Below are 14,787 nucleotides of genomic sequence, written 5' to 3' on the forward strand. Positions count from 1 at the left end.
CACGGCAGTCATCATCTTGAATAGAAGTGGCCCTCCGCCGTAACATGCCGGACACGGATGTGAGCGTTAACGCTCACATCTGACCGTCCTGTCGAGCCCCGTCCCGCCCGGCTGTGCTCCGTCGCCTGTTGCGCTCACCGTGGAGGTCCCATGTCACCCCTGCCCATCAGTCGTCGCCGCGTGCTGCAGGCCGCCGGCGCCACCGCCGTCGTCTCCGCCACCGGCGGCACCCTCCTCACCGCCGGCCCCGCTGCCGCTGCCGTGGTCCCTCCGGCGCGGTCGGACCTCGGCGTCGGGGCGTACCCCTTCGACCTGGGTCAGGTGCGACTGACCGCCGGTCGTTGGCTGGACAACCAGAACCGGACCCTCAACTACCTGCGCTTCGTCGACGTCGACCGGCTGCTCTACAACTTCCGGGCCAACCACCGGCTGTCCACCAACGGTGCCGCGGCCAACGGAGGCTGGGACGCCCCGTCGTTCCCGTTCCGCACCCACATGCAGGGGCACTTCCTGACCGCCTGGGCCCATGGCTACGCCGTGCTGGGCGACACCACCTGCCGGGACAAGGCGAACTACATGGTGGCCGAGCTGGCGAAGTGCCAGGCGAACAACGCCTCTGCCGGGTTTGGCACGGGATACCTCTCCGGTTTCCCGGAGTCCGACTTCACCGCGCTCGAGGCGCGGACGTTGTCCAACGGCAACGTGCCCTACTACTGCATCCACAAGACCCTCGCCGGGTTGCTCGACGTGTGGCGCTACACCGGCAACACGCAGGCCCGCTCGGTGCTGCTGGCGCTGGCGGGCTGGGTCGACACCCGGACGAGTCGACTGAGCGCCAGCCAGATGCAGTCGATGCTGGGCACCGAGTTCGGTGGCATGAACGAGGTGCTGACCGACATCTACCAGCAGACCGGCGACGCGCGGTGGCTCACCACCGCCCAGCGGTTCGACCACGCCGCCGTGTTCAACCCGCTGGCCTCCAACCAGGACCAACTCAACGGCCTGCACGCCAACACGCAGGTGCCCAAGTGGGTGGGCGCGGCCCGGGAGTTCAAGGCCACCGGAACCACCCGCTACCGCGACATCGCCGCCAACGCCTGGAACATCACCGTCGGCGCGCACACCTACGTGATCGGCGGCAACAGCCAGGCGGAGCATTTCCGGGCGCCGAACGCGATCGCCGGGTACCTCAGCAACGACACCTGCGAGCAGTGCAACACCTACAACATGCTCAAGCTGACCCGGGAGCTGTGGCTGCTCGACCCGAACCGGACGGACTACTTCGACTTCTACGAGCGCGCCCTGATCAACCACCTGATCGGCGGTCAGAACCCGGCCGACAGCCACGGCCACATCACCTACTTCACTCCACTGCGGCCGGGCGGGCGCCGGGGCGTGGGCCCAGCGTGGGGCGGCGGCACCTGGAGCACCGACTACAACTCGTTCTGGTGTTGTCAGGGCACCGGCCTGGAGATCAACACGAAGCTGATGGACTCCATCTACTTCCACAACGGCACGACGCTGACGGTGAACCTGTTCGTGCCATCGGTGCTGACCTGGTCGCAGCGCGGTGTCACGGTCACCCAGACCACCAGCTACCCGGTGGGTGACACCACCACCCTCACCCTGTCGGGCACGATGAGCGGCTCGTGGAGCATCCGGGTCCGCATCCCGGCGTGGACCAGCGGCGCGACCATCAGCGTCAACGGTGTGGCGCAGTCGGTGACCAGCACGCCTGGCAGCTACGCGACGGTCACCCGGGCCTGGGCCGCGGGCGACACCATCACCGTACGACTGCCGATGCGGGTGATCATGCGAGCCACCAACGACAACGCGTCGGTCGCGGCCGTCACCTACGGGCCGAGCGTGCTCTGCGGCAACTACGGCAACACCACGCTGAACGCGCTGCCGTCACTCGCCGTCTCGTCCATCGCCCGGACCAGCACCAGCTCGCTCGCGTTCACCGCCACCGCGAACGGGGCGACCGTCAACCTCGGGCCGTTCCAGGACGCCCACGGCTACAACTACACCGTCTACTGGAACACCGCCAGCAGCGGCGGCGGTGGCAGTCACCGGCTGGTCAACGTCGGCACCGGCCTCGTCCTCGGCATCCAGAACATGTCCACCGCCGACGGTGGGCTCGCCGTGCAGTGGGGCGACAGCGGCACCGCCGACCACAACTGGGTCGTGGTGACCGACGGCAACGCCGTGCGGTTCCGCAACGTCAACAGCGGCAAGGTCCTCGGGGTGGAGAACATGTCCACCGCCGACAATGCCCGGGTCCTGCAGTGGGCCGACAACGGCACCGCCGACCACCGGTGGATCCTGGTGGACAACGGGGACGGCACCTACCGGATCCGCAACGTCAACAGTGGCAAGCTGCTGGGCATCCTGAACGGGTCGACGGCGTGGGGAGCGCAGGCCGTGCAGGACTCGGACAACGGCAGCGCGGACAACCGTTGGCGGCTCGTGCCCAACGCCTGAGCGCAGGGTTCGGCCTGGCTCAGTCGGCCGTGCCGACCCGCTCGAACGCGCGGGCCAGCTGAGCCAGGTCGAGGCCCTCGAAATGTCGCAGGAACCGCCGGCGGATGGCGGCCAGGTGGCTCGGCCACGACTCCTCCAGGCGGGCCAGACCCGCGTCGGTGAGGATGGCGTTCCAGCCGCGGGCGTCCTCCTCGCACCGTTCCCGTTTGACCAGGCCCTGGGTCTCCAGCCGGGCCACCGTGCGGGTCATGCCGCTGAGCGAGAGATGGCAGGCCGAGGCGAGCTCGTGCATACGCATCCGCCGCTCCGGCGCCTCGGAGAGGTGCATGAGGGTCGTGTACTCGGTCAGCGGCAGTTGGCGGTCGCCGGCCATGTCGGCGTCGATCGTGCGGGGCAGCACGTACATCACCTTGACCACGGCGCGGACCAGGGCCTCCTCGTCGGGGCCGAGGGGGCGAGGCGCGTCGGCGGTGCGGTCCGGCATCCCCCCAGCCTAGTTGCTTGACTGAGCAACTGCTCACGCTCGGGTGTGACGACGGTCATGGGATGTATATTTGCTTGACCAAGCAAGGAGTGGCTAGCGTTCCGGCGGCACACAGGCCACGACCCCTTCTGAAAGGCGCCAACCAATGACCAGGATCGGGATCATCCTCGGAAGCACCCGCCCCGGGCGTAACGGTGAGGCCGTGGCCCGCTGGGTCCTCGACGTCGCCCGGCAGCGCTCCGACGCGGAGTTCGAGTTGATCGACCTGCTCGACTACAAGCTGCCGCACCTCGACGAGGCGTACCCGCCAGCGATGGGGCAGTACACCCAGCCGCACACCCTGCGGTGGGCCGAGACGATCGCGTCGTTCGACGGGTTCGTGATGGTCACCCCCGAGTACAACCACTCCACCTCCGGGGCCCTGAAGAACGCCATCGACTTCCTCTACGCCGAGTGGAACAACAAGGCTGTCGGCTTCGTCAGCTACGGCTCGGTCGGCGGGGCGCGGGCCGTCGAGCACCTGCGGCTGATCGCCGGCGAGCTCCAGATGGCCGACGTACGTTCGCAGGTCGCGCTCTCGCTCTTCACCGACTTCGAGAACTTCAGCGTCTTCACTCCCAACCAGCACCAGCGGGACGCGCTTGGCGTGACTCTCGACCAGGTCGTGGCCTGGAGCACCGCGCTCGCACCGCTGCGCCAGAGCTGACCCCGTCCCCACCGGAGGGTTCACGCTCGAGGCGGCACCGGTAGTGGGGTTGAGACGCTTTGGAGCTGATGTCGTAAACGGTTCACGCGGCGCGCGCAGCCGATTCGTCTACGACATCAGCTCCAAAGGCGGCAGTGCTACCAGGCCCGGGGCGAGTCGCCCGGCGGCCGCCCGGCATCCGCGCCGGGCACGCCGGGGGTCCGCCACCGGCGACCGACCACCTGACCCAGGCGTCTCCCCGATGTCGCGGTATCCGGTGCGCCTGGACACCCCGACATCGCCGAAATGGAGTCGGTCAAGGGCCAGGCCGGTCAGAACTCCTGGTACATGACGTGCAGGCCGACCCGGCCGAGGGTGGGGTGGCGGAACGCGCCCGGCACGGTGCCGACCACGTCGAAGCCCTCCCGCCGGTACAACTCCACCGCCGACCGGTTGCTCTCGACCACGGCGTTGAACTGCATGCCGGCGTACCCCTGGTGGCGGGCCCAGGTCAGGGCGTCGCGGCACAGCGCGGTGCCGACGCCCCGGCCCCGGGCGTCGGCGGCGACCATGAAGCTCGCGGTGGACACGTGCGCGCCCGGCCCGGGCCGGTTGGTGCCCATCTTCGCGGTGCCGAGCACCCGCGTGCCGTCCACCGCCACGACGGTCCGCCCGGGTGGGGCCTCCGCCCACATGCCGTACGCCGCGTCGGGGGTCATCGCCGGGTCGTAGGGGAAGGTCTCCTGTGCCCCGATCACCTCCTGGATGATCGGCCACACCTGCGACCAGTCCTGCTCGACGAACTCGCGAATCACCACCGGCGCAGGCTACGCAGACGTTCCGGAGCGGACAACGGATTTCCGGTGCGAAGCGTCGATCGTGACGAGACGTCAGGCCCGGCCGAGCGCCGCGATCTCCTCGTCGAGCAGGGCCGACAGCCGGGCGTGCCGCCCGGGGTGGCTCCGCTCGGTCATGCCTCGGCTGGGCATCTCCACCGTCATGAGCAGGTACAGGTGCAGCCGGTAGAGGCCCAGCCGCCGCCGGGCGGAGCCGTCCAACAGCAGTGGCGTGCCGGCCGCGCTGCGATAGCCGCGCAGCAGAGGGTGCTCCGGCTCGTCCTCGATACGGCGAAAGAGCAGCGGCGAGACCAGGTCCAGCAGCGGATCGCCGTACAGGAAACGCTCCCCGTCCACCAGACCGCACAGCCGCAGTTGGCCCTCCGCGTCGGGCGCGGCCAGCACGTTGCCGTCCCAGCAGTCGAAGTGCAGCAGCGCCGGCCGGCGAACCTCGTCCAGCACGTCGGCGTTCCGTCCCACCAGCGCGTGTAGCTGGTCCGGGGTGACCGGCAGCGTGACGTCCCAGTCGGCAGCATCGGCCAAGAGCGCGTCGAGCATCGCGGTGAACGCCGCCCGCCAGGTCGCCCCGCTGGCCCGACCACCCTCGTAGCCGAACCGGTCGCCGGTGATCTCGTGCAGCGAGGCGAGCGCAGTCCCCAGGTCGTACCGCGCCGGGCCGTCGTCCACCGGGACACCGCCCGCGGCCAGGTCCGGCAGCGAGCGGCCGGGCAGCAGCCCGGTGACCAGCCACTCGCCGTACGCCGGGTCGGTGCCGTGGTGCAGGACCGGGGGTACGGGAACGTGCGGCACCCGCTCGGCGACCAGCCGGAAGTAGCGCGCCTCGGCCGCGCACAGCCCTCGCTCGTAGCGCAGCAGGCGCGTTCCGGCCGGCGGGAACACCTTCAGCACCACCCGGCGGTCGTCGTCGAGCAGAACCCACCAGACCGTCGCGTACCCGCCGCCGGTCAGCGGGCCGGTGTCGCGTACCCGGGTCGACGACCCGAACGACGCGCGGACCAGGTACGTCACGTCGTCTGTCGTGAGGGGACGCTGCGTCGGGCTGGTCACGAGGTGGCGTCGGCCCGGCGGGCGTCGGGCGGCGAACCGGCCGTGTCCCACCCGGGATGCGGTGCGGGGCCGGTGGTGCCCCGGCGGACCAGCTCGGCGGGGAGCACCTCGACCCGGGGCGCCGGCCCCTGCGCGCCGAGCACCAGGGACATCGCCCGGACTCCCATGTCGACCAGCGGCAGCCGCACGGTGGTCAGCGCCGGAGTCACGTCCCGGGCGATCGGCATGTCGTCGAAGCCCACCACGGAGATCTGCTGCGGCACGGCCAGCGAGCGGGACCGCAGGGTGGCGAGCGCGCCGATGGCCATCGAGTCGTTGAGCGCCACGATCGCGGTCAGGTCCGGGTCGGCGTCGAGCAGCCGGGCGGTGGCCTCGGCGCCGCCGTCGCGGTCGAACTCGGCGTACCGGATGCGTCGTTCGGGCAGCTCGCGGCCCTGCTCGCCGAGTGCCTGCCGGAGCCCCGCGAGCCGGTCGGTGGTGGTGGTGAGGATGCGCGGGCCGGCGACCACGCCGATCGCCCGGTGCCCCAGCTCGCACAGCTCCCGGCCGGCGAGGTGGCCGCCGGTCCGGTTGTCGGGCATCACCGCGTCGCCGGAGTGCTCGTGCCGGCCGATCACCGCGACCCGCCCGCCGGTCGCCTCGTACGCGGCGAGCTTCTCGTTGAGCTGCCGGGTGAAGGCGTCGTCGTGGTAGCCGGAGCCGGCCAGGATCAGTGCCGCCACCTGGTGGCCGCGCAGCAGCTCCACGTACTCCAGCTCGCGGTCCGGGTCGCGGTAGCTGTTGCAGATCATCAGCAGCCGGCCCTGGTCGGTGGCGACCCGTTGCAGCCCACGGGTGATCTCGGCGAAGTACGGGTCGGAGACGTCGTGCACGATCACGCCGACCGCGCTGCGGTGTGAACGGGCCAGCAGTTGGGCGTGCGCGTTCGGCACGTACTGCAACTCGGCGACGGCGGCGAGCACCCGTTCGCGTAGCTCGTCGGTGACCGGCTTGCTGCTGCCGTTGATCACGCGGGAGGCGGTGGCGGGTGAGACGCCCGCGCGCCGTGCCACGTCGGACAGGGTCGCCATGGCCGCCCTCTCGGTCTGTCGCCGGCGTTCCGCCGTGCCGGTCAGCGTCACGGTACCGCAGTGAAAGCCCTTTCCCGTCGGGAGGCCCCCAGGGTGTGACGTGGATGGAGGAAAGGCCTTGCCTGCCGTCGGAGGCCCGCCTACGCTCGCGGGAAAGCGTTTGCCTGATACGCCATCCGGCCCGCTCCACGGCTGCCGTGCCGGGCTCAGAGGAGGTTCCGCGTGACCATGACCCGCAGGTCGATCGGCATCATCGTCAACGGTGTGACCGGCAGGATGGGCTATCGCCAGCACCTCGTCCGGTCGCTGCTGGCGATCCGTGAAGCCGGCGGCGTGACAATGGCCGACGGCACGACCATCTGGCCGGAGCCCGTCCTGGTCGGCCGCAACGAGACCAAGCTCCGGGAGCTCGCCGAGCGGCACGGCCTGACCGACTGGACCACCGACCTGGCCTCCGCGCTGGCCCGCGACGACGTCGAGATCTACTTCGACGCGCAGGTCACCCAGCAGCGGGAGAAGGCGATCCGGCAGGCCATCGAGGCCGGCAAGCACATCTACACGGAGAAGCCCCTCGCGGAGGACACCGCCGCAGCGCTCGACCTCGCCCGGGCCGCCGACGCGGCCGGGGTCCGCACCGGCGTCGTCCAGGACAAGCTCTTCCTGCCCGGCCTGCGCAAACTCAAGCGGCTCGTCGACGGCGGCTTCTTCGGCCGGATCCTCTCGGTGCGCGGCGAGTTCGGCTACTGGGTCTTCGAAGGCGACTGGCAGCCGGCGCAGCGTCCGTCGTGGAACTACCGGGCCGAGGACGGCGGCGGCATCGTCGTCGACATGTTCCCGCACTGGCACTACGTGCTGGAGGAGCTGTTCGGGCGGGTGAACGCCGTCTCCTGCGTCACCGCCACCCACGTGCCGGAGCGGGTCGACGAGGGTGGCCGCGCCTACCCGGCCACCGCCGACGACGCCGCGTACGCCGTCTTCGAACTGGACGGCGGTGTGATCGCGCAGCTCAACTCGTCCTGGAGTGTGCGGGTCTACCGCGACGAGCTGGTGGAGTTCCAGGTCGACGGCACCGAGGGCAGCGCGGTGGCGGGGCTGCGTAACTGCCGGGTGCAGCACCGGGCGGTGACGCCGAAGCCGGTGTGGAACCCGGACCTGCCGGTCACCGAGGACTTCCGGGCACAGTGGGCCGAGGTGCCCGACAACGAGGAGTTCGACAACGGGTTCAAGGTGCAGTGGGAGGCGTTCCTGCGGCACGTCGTGGCCGGCGAGCCGTTCCGCTGGGACTTTCTCGCCGGGGCACGCGGTGTGCAGCTCGCGGAGTTGGGGCTGCGCGCGGCCCGCGAGGGCGTCCGCGTCGAGGTGCCGGAGCTGCACTCATGAGCGCTGCCGACGTGGTGCTGCCCGGCGGGCGGCGGCACCGGCTGGCCGGGGGGAGCGGTTTCGCCCGTCCGGCCGCGCCGGCCACCAGCCGGATCGCGTACGCCGCCGCGCACGTGGTCGCCGACCCGGGCGCGGAGAACGTGCCCGGTACCCCGGCCGGGGTCGACTGGGACACCACCCTCGCGTTCCGGCGGCACCTGTGGTCGTACGGGCTGGGGGTCGCCGAGGCGATGGACACGGCCCAGCGCGGGATGGGGCTGGACTACCCGGCGACCCGGGAGCTGATCCGGCGCAGCGCCGCCGAGGCCCGCGCGGTGGGTGGACGGATCGTCGCCGGGGTCGGCACCGACCAGCTGCCGGCCGGCCCGGCCACCCTCGCCCAGGTCACCGCCGCGTACACCGAGCAGCTCGACGACGTCCGCGCGGCCGGCGCCCGCCCGGTGCTGATGTGCAGCCGGCACCTGGCCGCCGCCGCCCGCAGCCCCGAGGACTACCTGCGGGTGTACGACGAGCTGCTGACCGCCGCCGACGAACCGGTGGTGCTGCACTGGCTGGGCCCGATGTTCGACCCGGCGCTGACCGGCTACTGGGGTGCGTCCGACCTGGACCTGGCCGCCGACACGGTGGTCGAGCTGATCAAGGCGCACCAGTCGAAGGTGGACGGCATCAAGGTGTCGCTGCTGGACGCGGGCCGGGAGGTCGCGCTGCGCCGCCGGCTGCCGGCGGGGGTACGCCTCTACACCGGCGACGACTTCCACTATCCGGAGCTGATCCGGGGTGACGAGGTGGGCCACTCCGACGCGCTGCTCGGGGTGTTCGCGGCCATCGCACCGGCCGCCGCCGCCGCGCTGGCGGCCCTCGACCGGGGGGACACCGCGGCGTACGACGAGATCTTCGCGCCGACCGTGCCGCTGGCCCGGCACCTGTTCGCGGCCCCGACCTGGCACTACAAGACGGGGATCGTGTTCCTGGCCTGGCTGGCCGGGCATCAGGACCACTTCACGATGGTCGGCGGCGCGCAGTCCGGGCGGTCCCCGGCGCACCTGGCCACCCTGCTCGTCCTGGCCGACGCGGCCGGGCTGCTGCCCGACGCCGACCTGGCCGCCGCCCGCGCGCGGGCGCTGTTCACCGTCGCGGGGGTGGCCCAGTGAGTCTGCGACGGTTTTCGTTCAACCAGGCGACCGCCCAGCGCTGGCCGCTGCCCGACGTGGTGGCCGGCTGCGTGGCCGCCGGCGTACCGGGGATCGGGTTGTGGCGCGAGCCCGTCGCGGAGTACGGGCTGGCCCGCTCGGCGAAGCTGGTCCGCGACGCCGGCCTCACCGTCACCTCGCTGTGCCGGGGTGGCTTCTTCGCCGCCGACGACTGGCTTTCGGAGAACCTGCGGGCCATCGAGGAGGCCGCCACGCTGGGCGCGCCCGAGTTGGTGCTCGTCTCCGGCGGGCTGCCGGCGGGCGGTCGGGACATCGACGGCGCCCGGCGTCGGGTCGGCGATGCGATCGGTGAGCTGGCTCCGCACGCGGCGGCGGCCGGCGTACGGCTGGCGATCGAGCCGCTGCACCCGATGTTCGCCGCCGACCGCTGCGTCATCGCCACCCTCGGCCAGGCGTTGGACATCGCCGAGCGGTTCGACCCGGCGGTGGTCGGCGTGGTCGTGGACGCGTACCACGTGTGGTGGGACGACACGGTGTACGCGCAGATCGCGCGTGCCGGCGCGCGGATCGCCGCGTTCCAGGTCTGCGACTGGGTGACGCCGCTGCCGGAGGGGGTGCTGCTCGGGCGGGCGCTGCCCGGTGACGGGTGCATCGAGCTGCGCCGGCTGCGGGAGGCGGTCGACGCGGCCGGTTACGCCGGCCCGATCGAGGTGGAGGTTTTCTCCGCCGAGATCTGGGAGCGTCCCGGCGCGGAGGTGCTGGACGCGGCGATCACCGGCTACCTGCGCCACGTCGTCTGAGGCGCTCGACCGCCGCCGCGCCAGCGCCCTCGGGCGCGGTGATCGGGGCGGACTGGAGAGCCCAGCACCCTGCCCGAATTGCCGTTTTTGGGCTGTTGGCCGTCGGTCAGGTGCGAAACTGGCCCGGTGCCACCGCCGACGGTGCCTCAGCGCCCGCAGGCCCGACCCGGTAAGTGGGAGAGATGTCCGACGTCACCGAAATCCGCCCCTTCCGACTCGACGCGCCGGAAGAGACGCTCGCCGATCTGCGTCGCCGGATCGAGGCGACCCGTTGGCCCACCCGCGAGCTGGTCACCGACCGTTCGCAGGGCGTGCAACTGGCGACGATCCAGGAGTTGGCCCGGTACTGGAGGACCGACTACGACTGGCGACCGGTCGAGGCGACGCTCAACGCGCTACCGCAGTACACGACCTACCTCGACGGCGTCGAGATCCACTTCATCCACGTGCGGTCACCGCACGAGAACGCCCTGCCGTTGATCATGACGCACGGCTGGCCGGGCTCGGTCGTCGAGCTGCTCGGGGTCATCGGCCCGCTCGCCGACCCGACCGCGCACGGCGGTAGCGCCGAGGACGCCTTCCACCTGGTGCTGCCGTCCCTGCCCGGCTACGGCTTCTCGGGTGAGCCGACCGAGCTCGGCTGGAACTCCGCCCGCATCGCCGGGGCGTGGGCGGAGCTGATGAAGCGTCTCGGCTACTCGCGCTACGTCGCCCAGGGAGGCGACGTGGGTGCCTCCATCACCGACGCGATGGGTCGCCAGGGACCCGAAGGACTGCTCGGCATCCACCTCAACCTGCTCGCCGGCGCGATCGGCATCAAGGACAAGCTGCCGGCGACCTCCCCGCAGGAACGCGCGGCGCTCGACGCGCTCAACCTGTTCATGCAGGACGGCTTCGGCTACTTCCTGGAGCAGTCCACGCGTCCGCAGACGATCGGCTACACCCTGCTGGACTCACCCGTCGGGCTGGCCTCCTGGATGCTCGACCACGACACGGACAGCTACTACAAGATGTCCCGGGTGTTTGTCGACGGCGAGCCGGCGGCCGGGTTCACCCGGGACTCCATTCTCGACAACATCACGCTCTACTGGCTGACCGGCACCGGCGCGTCAGCCGCCCGGTGGTACTGGGAGAACGGACGCGCGCTGGCCTCCGGCCAGACCCCTCCGCCGGTCTCGGTTCCGGTGGGCTTCACGACGTTCCCCGGCGAGATCTGGGCGGCCCCGCGTGGCTGGGCCGAGGCGGTATACCCCGGCCTGGCGTACTTCAATGAGGTCGACCGCGGCGGCCACTTCGCGGCCTGGGAGCAACCCGACCTGTTCGCGAGCGAGGTGCGTGCCGCGTTCCGGCCGCTGCGGACGTCCTGAACGCGCTGACCGCCGTCAGGCCAGCGGCATCCGCGCCGACCGGCCGCCCTCACCTGCGGCCGTGAGGATCGCCGCGTAGCTGCCGCCGCCACCCCGGGTGCTGAGGCGCCCTAACGGCAGAGGGTTGATGCCTGGCTGGGTCGGGTCCTGGCAAAGCCGTGGATCGCGAAGGTCCGGCTCGACCTGGTCGCACGCACGGTGATCTTGCAGGTACCGGCGTTCCGTAACACCGCGCAAACCCCTGTTTAACCATGGCTGCCTTAGGTATGGGAGCGCTAACAACGCGGAAGTTGTGCAGAATGATCATCGCTCCACAGGGGAGCACGCGAAAGGAGTCTCGTGGCTAACAGCACGAGCAGAGCCAGGCTGCGAAGATTGGCGATACCGACGCTGGTCGTCGCCATGATCACCGGCACAACCGGTGTCGCGGCATCGGCAGCCCCCGGAGAACAGCCGGCCAACAGCGGCCCGGGCTACTTCTCCGCCGGGTCCGACCGGAAGGTCACCCTGACCGACGGCGCCGACCGTCGCCCCGACGGCAGCCAAGCGGTCGGCCCGAGGTCCGCAGTGGATTCGACCGGAGCCGGCCTGTACGTCGTCGAACTGGCCGAGGACCCGCTGACCAGGTACGCCGGGGGAGTGTCCGGGCTGACGCGGACCCGTCCGGAGCCGGGCACCCGACTGGACGTGACGTCGACGCCGGCGCAGGCGTACCGCCGACACCTCGACGCGCAGCGGACCGCCGTCGCCGGCGCGGCCGGCGTCGAGATCAAGACGGCCTACACCGCGGCCTTCAACGGATTCTCGGCACGGCTGACCGCCCAGCAGGCCACCGCGTTGCGGGCGGACAAGCGCGTCCGTGCCGTCACCGCGGCGCAGGCGCTCGGCACCCGGACGACGTCGCCCGGTCCGACCGCTGCCACCCCCACCGGGGCTGCGGGGGTCGCGCCGCCGCCGCCGACCACGGGTGCGGACCACCCCGAGCCGGGTAAGCCCGGCAAGCCGGGTAAGCCTGGAAAGCCGGCCAAGCCGGGTCCCGACACGGGTGCGGGCATGGTGATCGGTGTCCTGGACACCGGCATCTGGCCGGAGAGCGCGTCGTTCGCCAAGAAGATGCCCCCGCCGGCGGGTTGGCACGGCACCTGCCAGACCGGTGTCGCCTTCGTGGCCGAGCACTGCAACGGCAAGATCGTCGGCGCCCGGTACTTCGCCGACTCGTGGCTCGCCTACGGCGGCTCGGTACCCGAGGGTGAAATGCTGTCCCCCCGCGACATGGTCGGGCACGGCACCCACACCGCCTCCACCGCGGCGGGTCTGCCACTGCCGAACGTCACGATCGACGGCCGCCGTTTCGGTCCCGTCTCCGGGGTTGCCCCGGACGCCCAGATCGCCGTCTACAAGGTGCTCTGGGGCGGCACCGGCTACGACGCCGACATCATCGCCGGCATCGACGCCGCGGTCGCCGACGGGGTGAACGTCCTCAACTTCTCGATCGGCAGCGAACTCGGTGACTGGGAGGCCAACACCCCCATCGGCATCGCGTTCCTCAACGCCTCGCTGGCCGGGGTCTTCGTGGCCGCGTCGGCGGGCAACACCGGCATCGTGAGCGGGGCGATCAGCAACGCGGCGCCGTGGGTGACCACTGTCGGCGCGGCGGTGACGAAGCTCGACGAGGCGACGCTCAAGCTGGGCGACGGCACGACGCTCGTCGGCGGTTCGCTCGACGCTCTGCCCGACGGCACCTCCCGCCCGCTCGTCTTCGGCGAGCAGGCCGGGTCGTTGGAGCGGTGGGCCGCGTACTGCGAACCGGGGAGCCTCGACCCTGCCAAGATCAAGGGCAAGGTGGTCGCCTGCGCGCTGTCCGACCTGTTCGGATCGGTCGCCGAGATCAAGGCCAAGGGCGGCGTGGGGATGGTGGTGTTCGACCCGGCCGGCAACTACCGGATCAACTCCATCTTCAACTTCCCGGTGGTCTACCTGCCGACCAAGAAGCAGGCCGGCACGTTGTTCACCTACCTGATGCGCCACCCTACCGACGCGACGGTCTCTCTGCGCAGCGGCGGTGACGGCTCCAGCGTCCCGGGCATTCCCAGCGTCGCGGACTTCTCCTCGACCGGCCCGGACAAGGTGACGCTCGGCGTCTTCAAGCCGGACCTGGTCGCGCCGGGGTCGAACATCATCGCCGCGGTCTCGCCGGCGGGCAACTTCGGGCGGGACTACGACGCGTACTCCGGCACCTCGATGGCCTCGCCGTACGTGGCGGGAGCGGCGGCGATCCTGCGCGCCACGCACCCGAACTGGTCACCCGGTGCGGTCGCCTCGGCGTTGCGGACCACCGCCACCGACACCGTCGGCACCAGCAACCCCCTGGACCAGGGCAGTGGGTTCATCAACCTGGCCAAGGCCACCGACCCCGGCCTGGTCATCCAGCCGACGGCGGCGGAACTGGTCACGTTCAGTGAGACCGCCCAGCCCGACGGCAAGGAGCTCAACCTGCCGGCCATCTCGTTGCGCGAGTACGACGGCACCCGCCCGGTGACGCTCACCCGCACCCTGACCAACGTGGGCAAGGCGCGGGAGACCTACCGTTCGTCGGTGTCCGGCCTGGACGACATGAAGGTCAGCGTGACGCCGGCATCGGTGACGCTGGAGCCGGGCAAGTCCGCCACGGTGACCATCACCGTGCGCCGGGGCAACGCGCCCTGGGACCGGTACGTGACCGGGTCGATCACCTGGCGCGGCAAGGCCCACAGTGCCCGCATCCCGGTCGCCGCCCGACCGTGGGGCATCAGCCCTCGGCCCTACGCCGACGACGGTGAGGAGTACGGCCGGATGGTCAACGGCGCGTTCGGCGCCCTCCAGCCGGGCTTCACGGGGCCACTCGCCGGCCGCAGCACCGGCTACACGCCGATGGTGCGGACGGCGTACTCGATGCCGGCCGGCGTCGACGGCGGGGTGTTCGACCCGAACGCCACCGGCGTGAAGAAGGTCGACTTCACCGTGCCGGCGAACACCGCCGGCATCGTCGTCGAGGTCAACACCGACAACCCGAACGCGAACCTGGATCTCTACCTGTACAAGGGTGACACCCTGATCCACCGCAGTGACAGATCCTGGACCAGCGCGGAGCAGGCGTACAAGTTCCTGCCCGAGCCGGGGCGCTACACCGCGTACGTGTTCGCCCAGGTGCCCGGTGGCCCGGTCGTCAACTTCGAACTGGGCCACGCCATCATCGGTCGTAACGCCACGTACTCGGCCGCTACGCTGACCGTCCCTCGCACGGCGGAACGCGGCATGTCGACCAACTTCACTCTGAAGCCGAACACGTCGCTGCCGGAGGGCGACGTCTGGGGCTACACCGAGTGGAGCACGAACGGCACGGTCATCCCCGGAAACCTCGTCTACACGCGGCGAGACGCCTGGGAGTAACAGGTACCGACCGGTGGGGTGGTGCGTCCCGGA

Annotated in this window: 11 protein-coding genes; 7 read left to right on the forward strand and 4 right to left on the reverse strand. The window is 71.1% G+C overall.

Going from position 1 to position 14,787, the window contains the following annotated elements; genetic code table 11:
- Positions 1 to 150: 150 nt before the first annotated feature.
- Positions 151 to 2,484 (forward strand): beta-L-arabinofuranosidase domain-containing protein, encoded by a 2,334-nt coding sequence (locus ABZ780_RS03785; RefSeq protein ID WP_357483876.1) that lies wholly within the window; start codon positions 151 to 153, stop codon positions 2,482 to 2,484.
- 19 nt (positions 2,485 to 2,503) lie between these two features.
- On the opposite strand, the gene ABZ780_RS03790 is transcribed toward ABZ780_RS03785, so the two are convergent.
- Positions 2,504 to 2,968: a MarR family transcriptional regulator gene (locus ABZ780_RS03790; protein ID WP_357483879.1), complete on the reverse strand. Its 465-nt coding sequence runs from the start codon at positions 2,966 to 2,968 to the stop codon at positions 2,504 to 2,506.
- 145 nt (positions 2,969 to 3,113) lie between these two features.
- On the opposite strand from ABZ780_RS03790, the gene ABZ780_RS03795 reads away from it, so the two are divergent.
- On the forward strand, positions 3,114 to 3,674 hold the full coding sequence (locus tag ABZ780_RS03795) for an NAD(P)H-dependent oxidoreductase (protein ID WP_357483882.1): 561 nt from the start codon (positions 3,114 to 3,116) through the stop codon (positions 3,672 to 3,674).
- A gap of 311 nt (positions 3,675 to 3,985) precedes the next feature.
- Here ABZ780_RS03795 and ABZ780_RS03800 read toward each other — a convergent pair whose 3' ends face one another.
- From ABZ780_RS03800 to ABZ780_RS03810, 3 genes are all read right to left on the reverse strand, one after another.
- Positions 3,986 to 4,471 (reverse strand): GNAT family N-acetyltransferase, encoded by a 486-nt coding sequence (locus ABZ780_RS03800; protein ID WP_357483885.1) that lies wholly within the window; start codon positions 4,469 to 4,471, stop codon positions 3,986 to 3,988.
- Positions 4,472 to 4,543: 72 nt separating this feature from the next.
- Positions 4,544 to 5,518: an aminoglycoside phosphotransferase family protein gene (locus ABZ780_RS03805; protein ID WP_357483888.1), complete on the reverse strand. Its 975-nt coding sequence runs from the start codon at positions 5,516 to 5,518 to the stop codon at positions 4,544 to 4,546.
- 35 nt (positions 5,519 to 5,553) lie between these two features.
- A complete protein-coding gene (locus tag ABZ780_RS03810) occupies positions 5,554 to 6,627 on the reverse strand; it encodes a LacI family DNA-binding transcriptional regulator (RefSeq protein ID WP_357483891.1) in 1,074 nt (357 codons plus the stop codon).
- Between the two features lie 228 nt (positions 6,628 to 6,855).
- Here ABZ780_RS03810 and ABZ780_RS03815 point away from each other — a divergent pair, with 228 nt between their 5' ends.
- From ABZ780_RS03815 to ABZ780_RS03835, 5 genes are all read left to right on the forward strand, one after another.
- Positions 6,856 to 8,007 carry a Gfo/Idh/MocA family oxidoreductase gene (locus ABZ780_RS03815; RefSeq protein WP_357484083.1) on the forward strand — a complete coding sequence of 384 codons (1,152 nt, stop codon included), beginning with the start codon at positions 6,856 to 6,858 and terminating at the stop codon, positions 8,005 to 8,007.
- Complete coding sequence (locus ABZ780_RS03820) at positions 8,004 to 9,158, forward strand: dihydrodipicolinate synthase family protein (RefSeq protein WP_357483894.1); 1,155 nt, start codon at positions 8,004 to 8,006, stop codon at positions 9,156 to 9,158. Before ABZ780_RS03815 ends, ABZ780_RS03820 begins: the two co-directional genes overlap by 4 nt.
- A gap of 2 nt (positions 9,159 to 9,160) precedes the next feature.
- On the forward strand, positions 9,161 to 9,958 hold the full coding sequence (locus ABZ780_RS03825) for a sugar phosphate isomerase/epimerase family protein (protein WP_357484085.1): 798 nt from the start codon (positions 9,161 to 9,163) through the stop codon (positions 9,956 to 9,958).
- A gap of 182 nt (positions 9,959 to 10,140) precedes the next feature.
- Positions 10,141 to 11,325: an epoxide hydrolase family protein gene (locus tag ABZ780_RS03830; RefSeq protein ID WP_357483896.1), complete on the forward strand. Its 1,185-nt coding sequence runs from the start codon at positions 10,141 to 10,143 to the stop codon at positions 11,323 to 11,325.
- 375 nt (positions 11,326 to 11,700) lie between these two features.
- On the forward strand, positions 11,701 to 14,754 hold the full coding sequence (locus tag ABZ780_RS03835; RefSeq protein ID WP_357483899.1) for a S8 family serine peptidase: 3,054 nt from the start codon (positions 11,701 to 11,703) through the stop codon (positions 14,752 to 14,754).
- The last annotated feature ends 33 nt before the right edge of the window (positions 14,755 to 14,787 follow it).

This window comes from Micromonospora sp. NPDC047467 (assembly GCF_040643095.1).
GTDB lineage: Bacteria > Actinomycetota > Actinomycetes > Mycobacteriales > Micromonosporaceae > Micromonospora.

Excerpts from the sequence above, each read along its gene's own strand:
- ABZ780_RS03785 (WP_357483876.1), top strand. The coding sequence starts at position 151 with ATGTCACCCCTGCCCATCAGTCGTCGCCGCGTGCTGCAGGCCGCCGGC.
- ABZ780_RS03790 (WP_357483879.1), bottom strand. The coding sequence starts at position 2,968 with ATGCCGGACCGCACCGCCGACGCGCCTCGCCCCCTCGGCCCCGACGAG.
- ABZ780_RS03795 (WP_357483882.1), top strand. The coding sequence starts at position 3,114 with ATGACCAGGATCGGGATCATCCTCGGAAGCACCCGCCCCGGGCGTAAC.
- ABZ780_RS03810 (WP_357483891.1), bottom strand. The coding sequence starts at position 6,627 with ATGGCGACCCTGTCCGACGTGGCACGGCGCGCGGGCGTCTCACCCGCC.
- ABZ780_RS03815 (WP_357484083.1), top strand. The coding sequence starts at position 6,856 with ATGACCCGCAGGTCGATCGGCATCATCGTCAACGGTGTGACCGGCAGG.
- ABZ780_RS03820 (WP_357483894.1), top strand. The coding sequence starts at position 8,004 with ATGAGCGCTGCCGACGTGGTGCTGCCCGGCGGGCGGCGGCACCGGCTG.
- ABZ780_RS03830 (WP_357483896.1), top strand. The coding sequence starts at position 10,141 with ATGTCCGACGTCACCGAAATCCGCCCCTTCCGACTCGACGCGCCGGAA.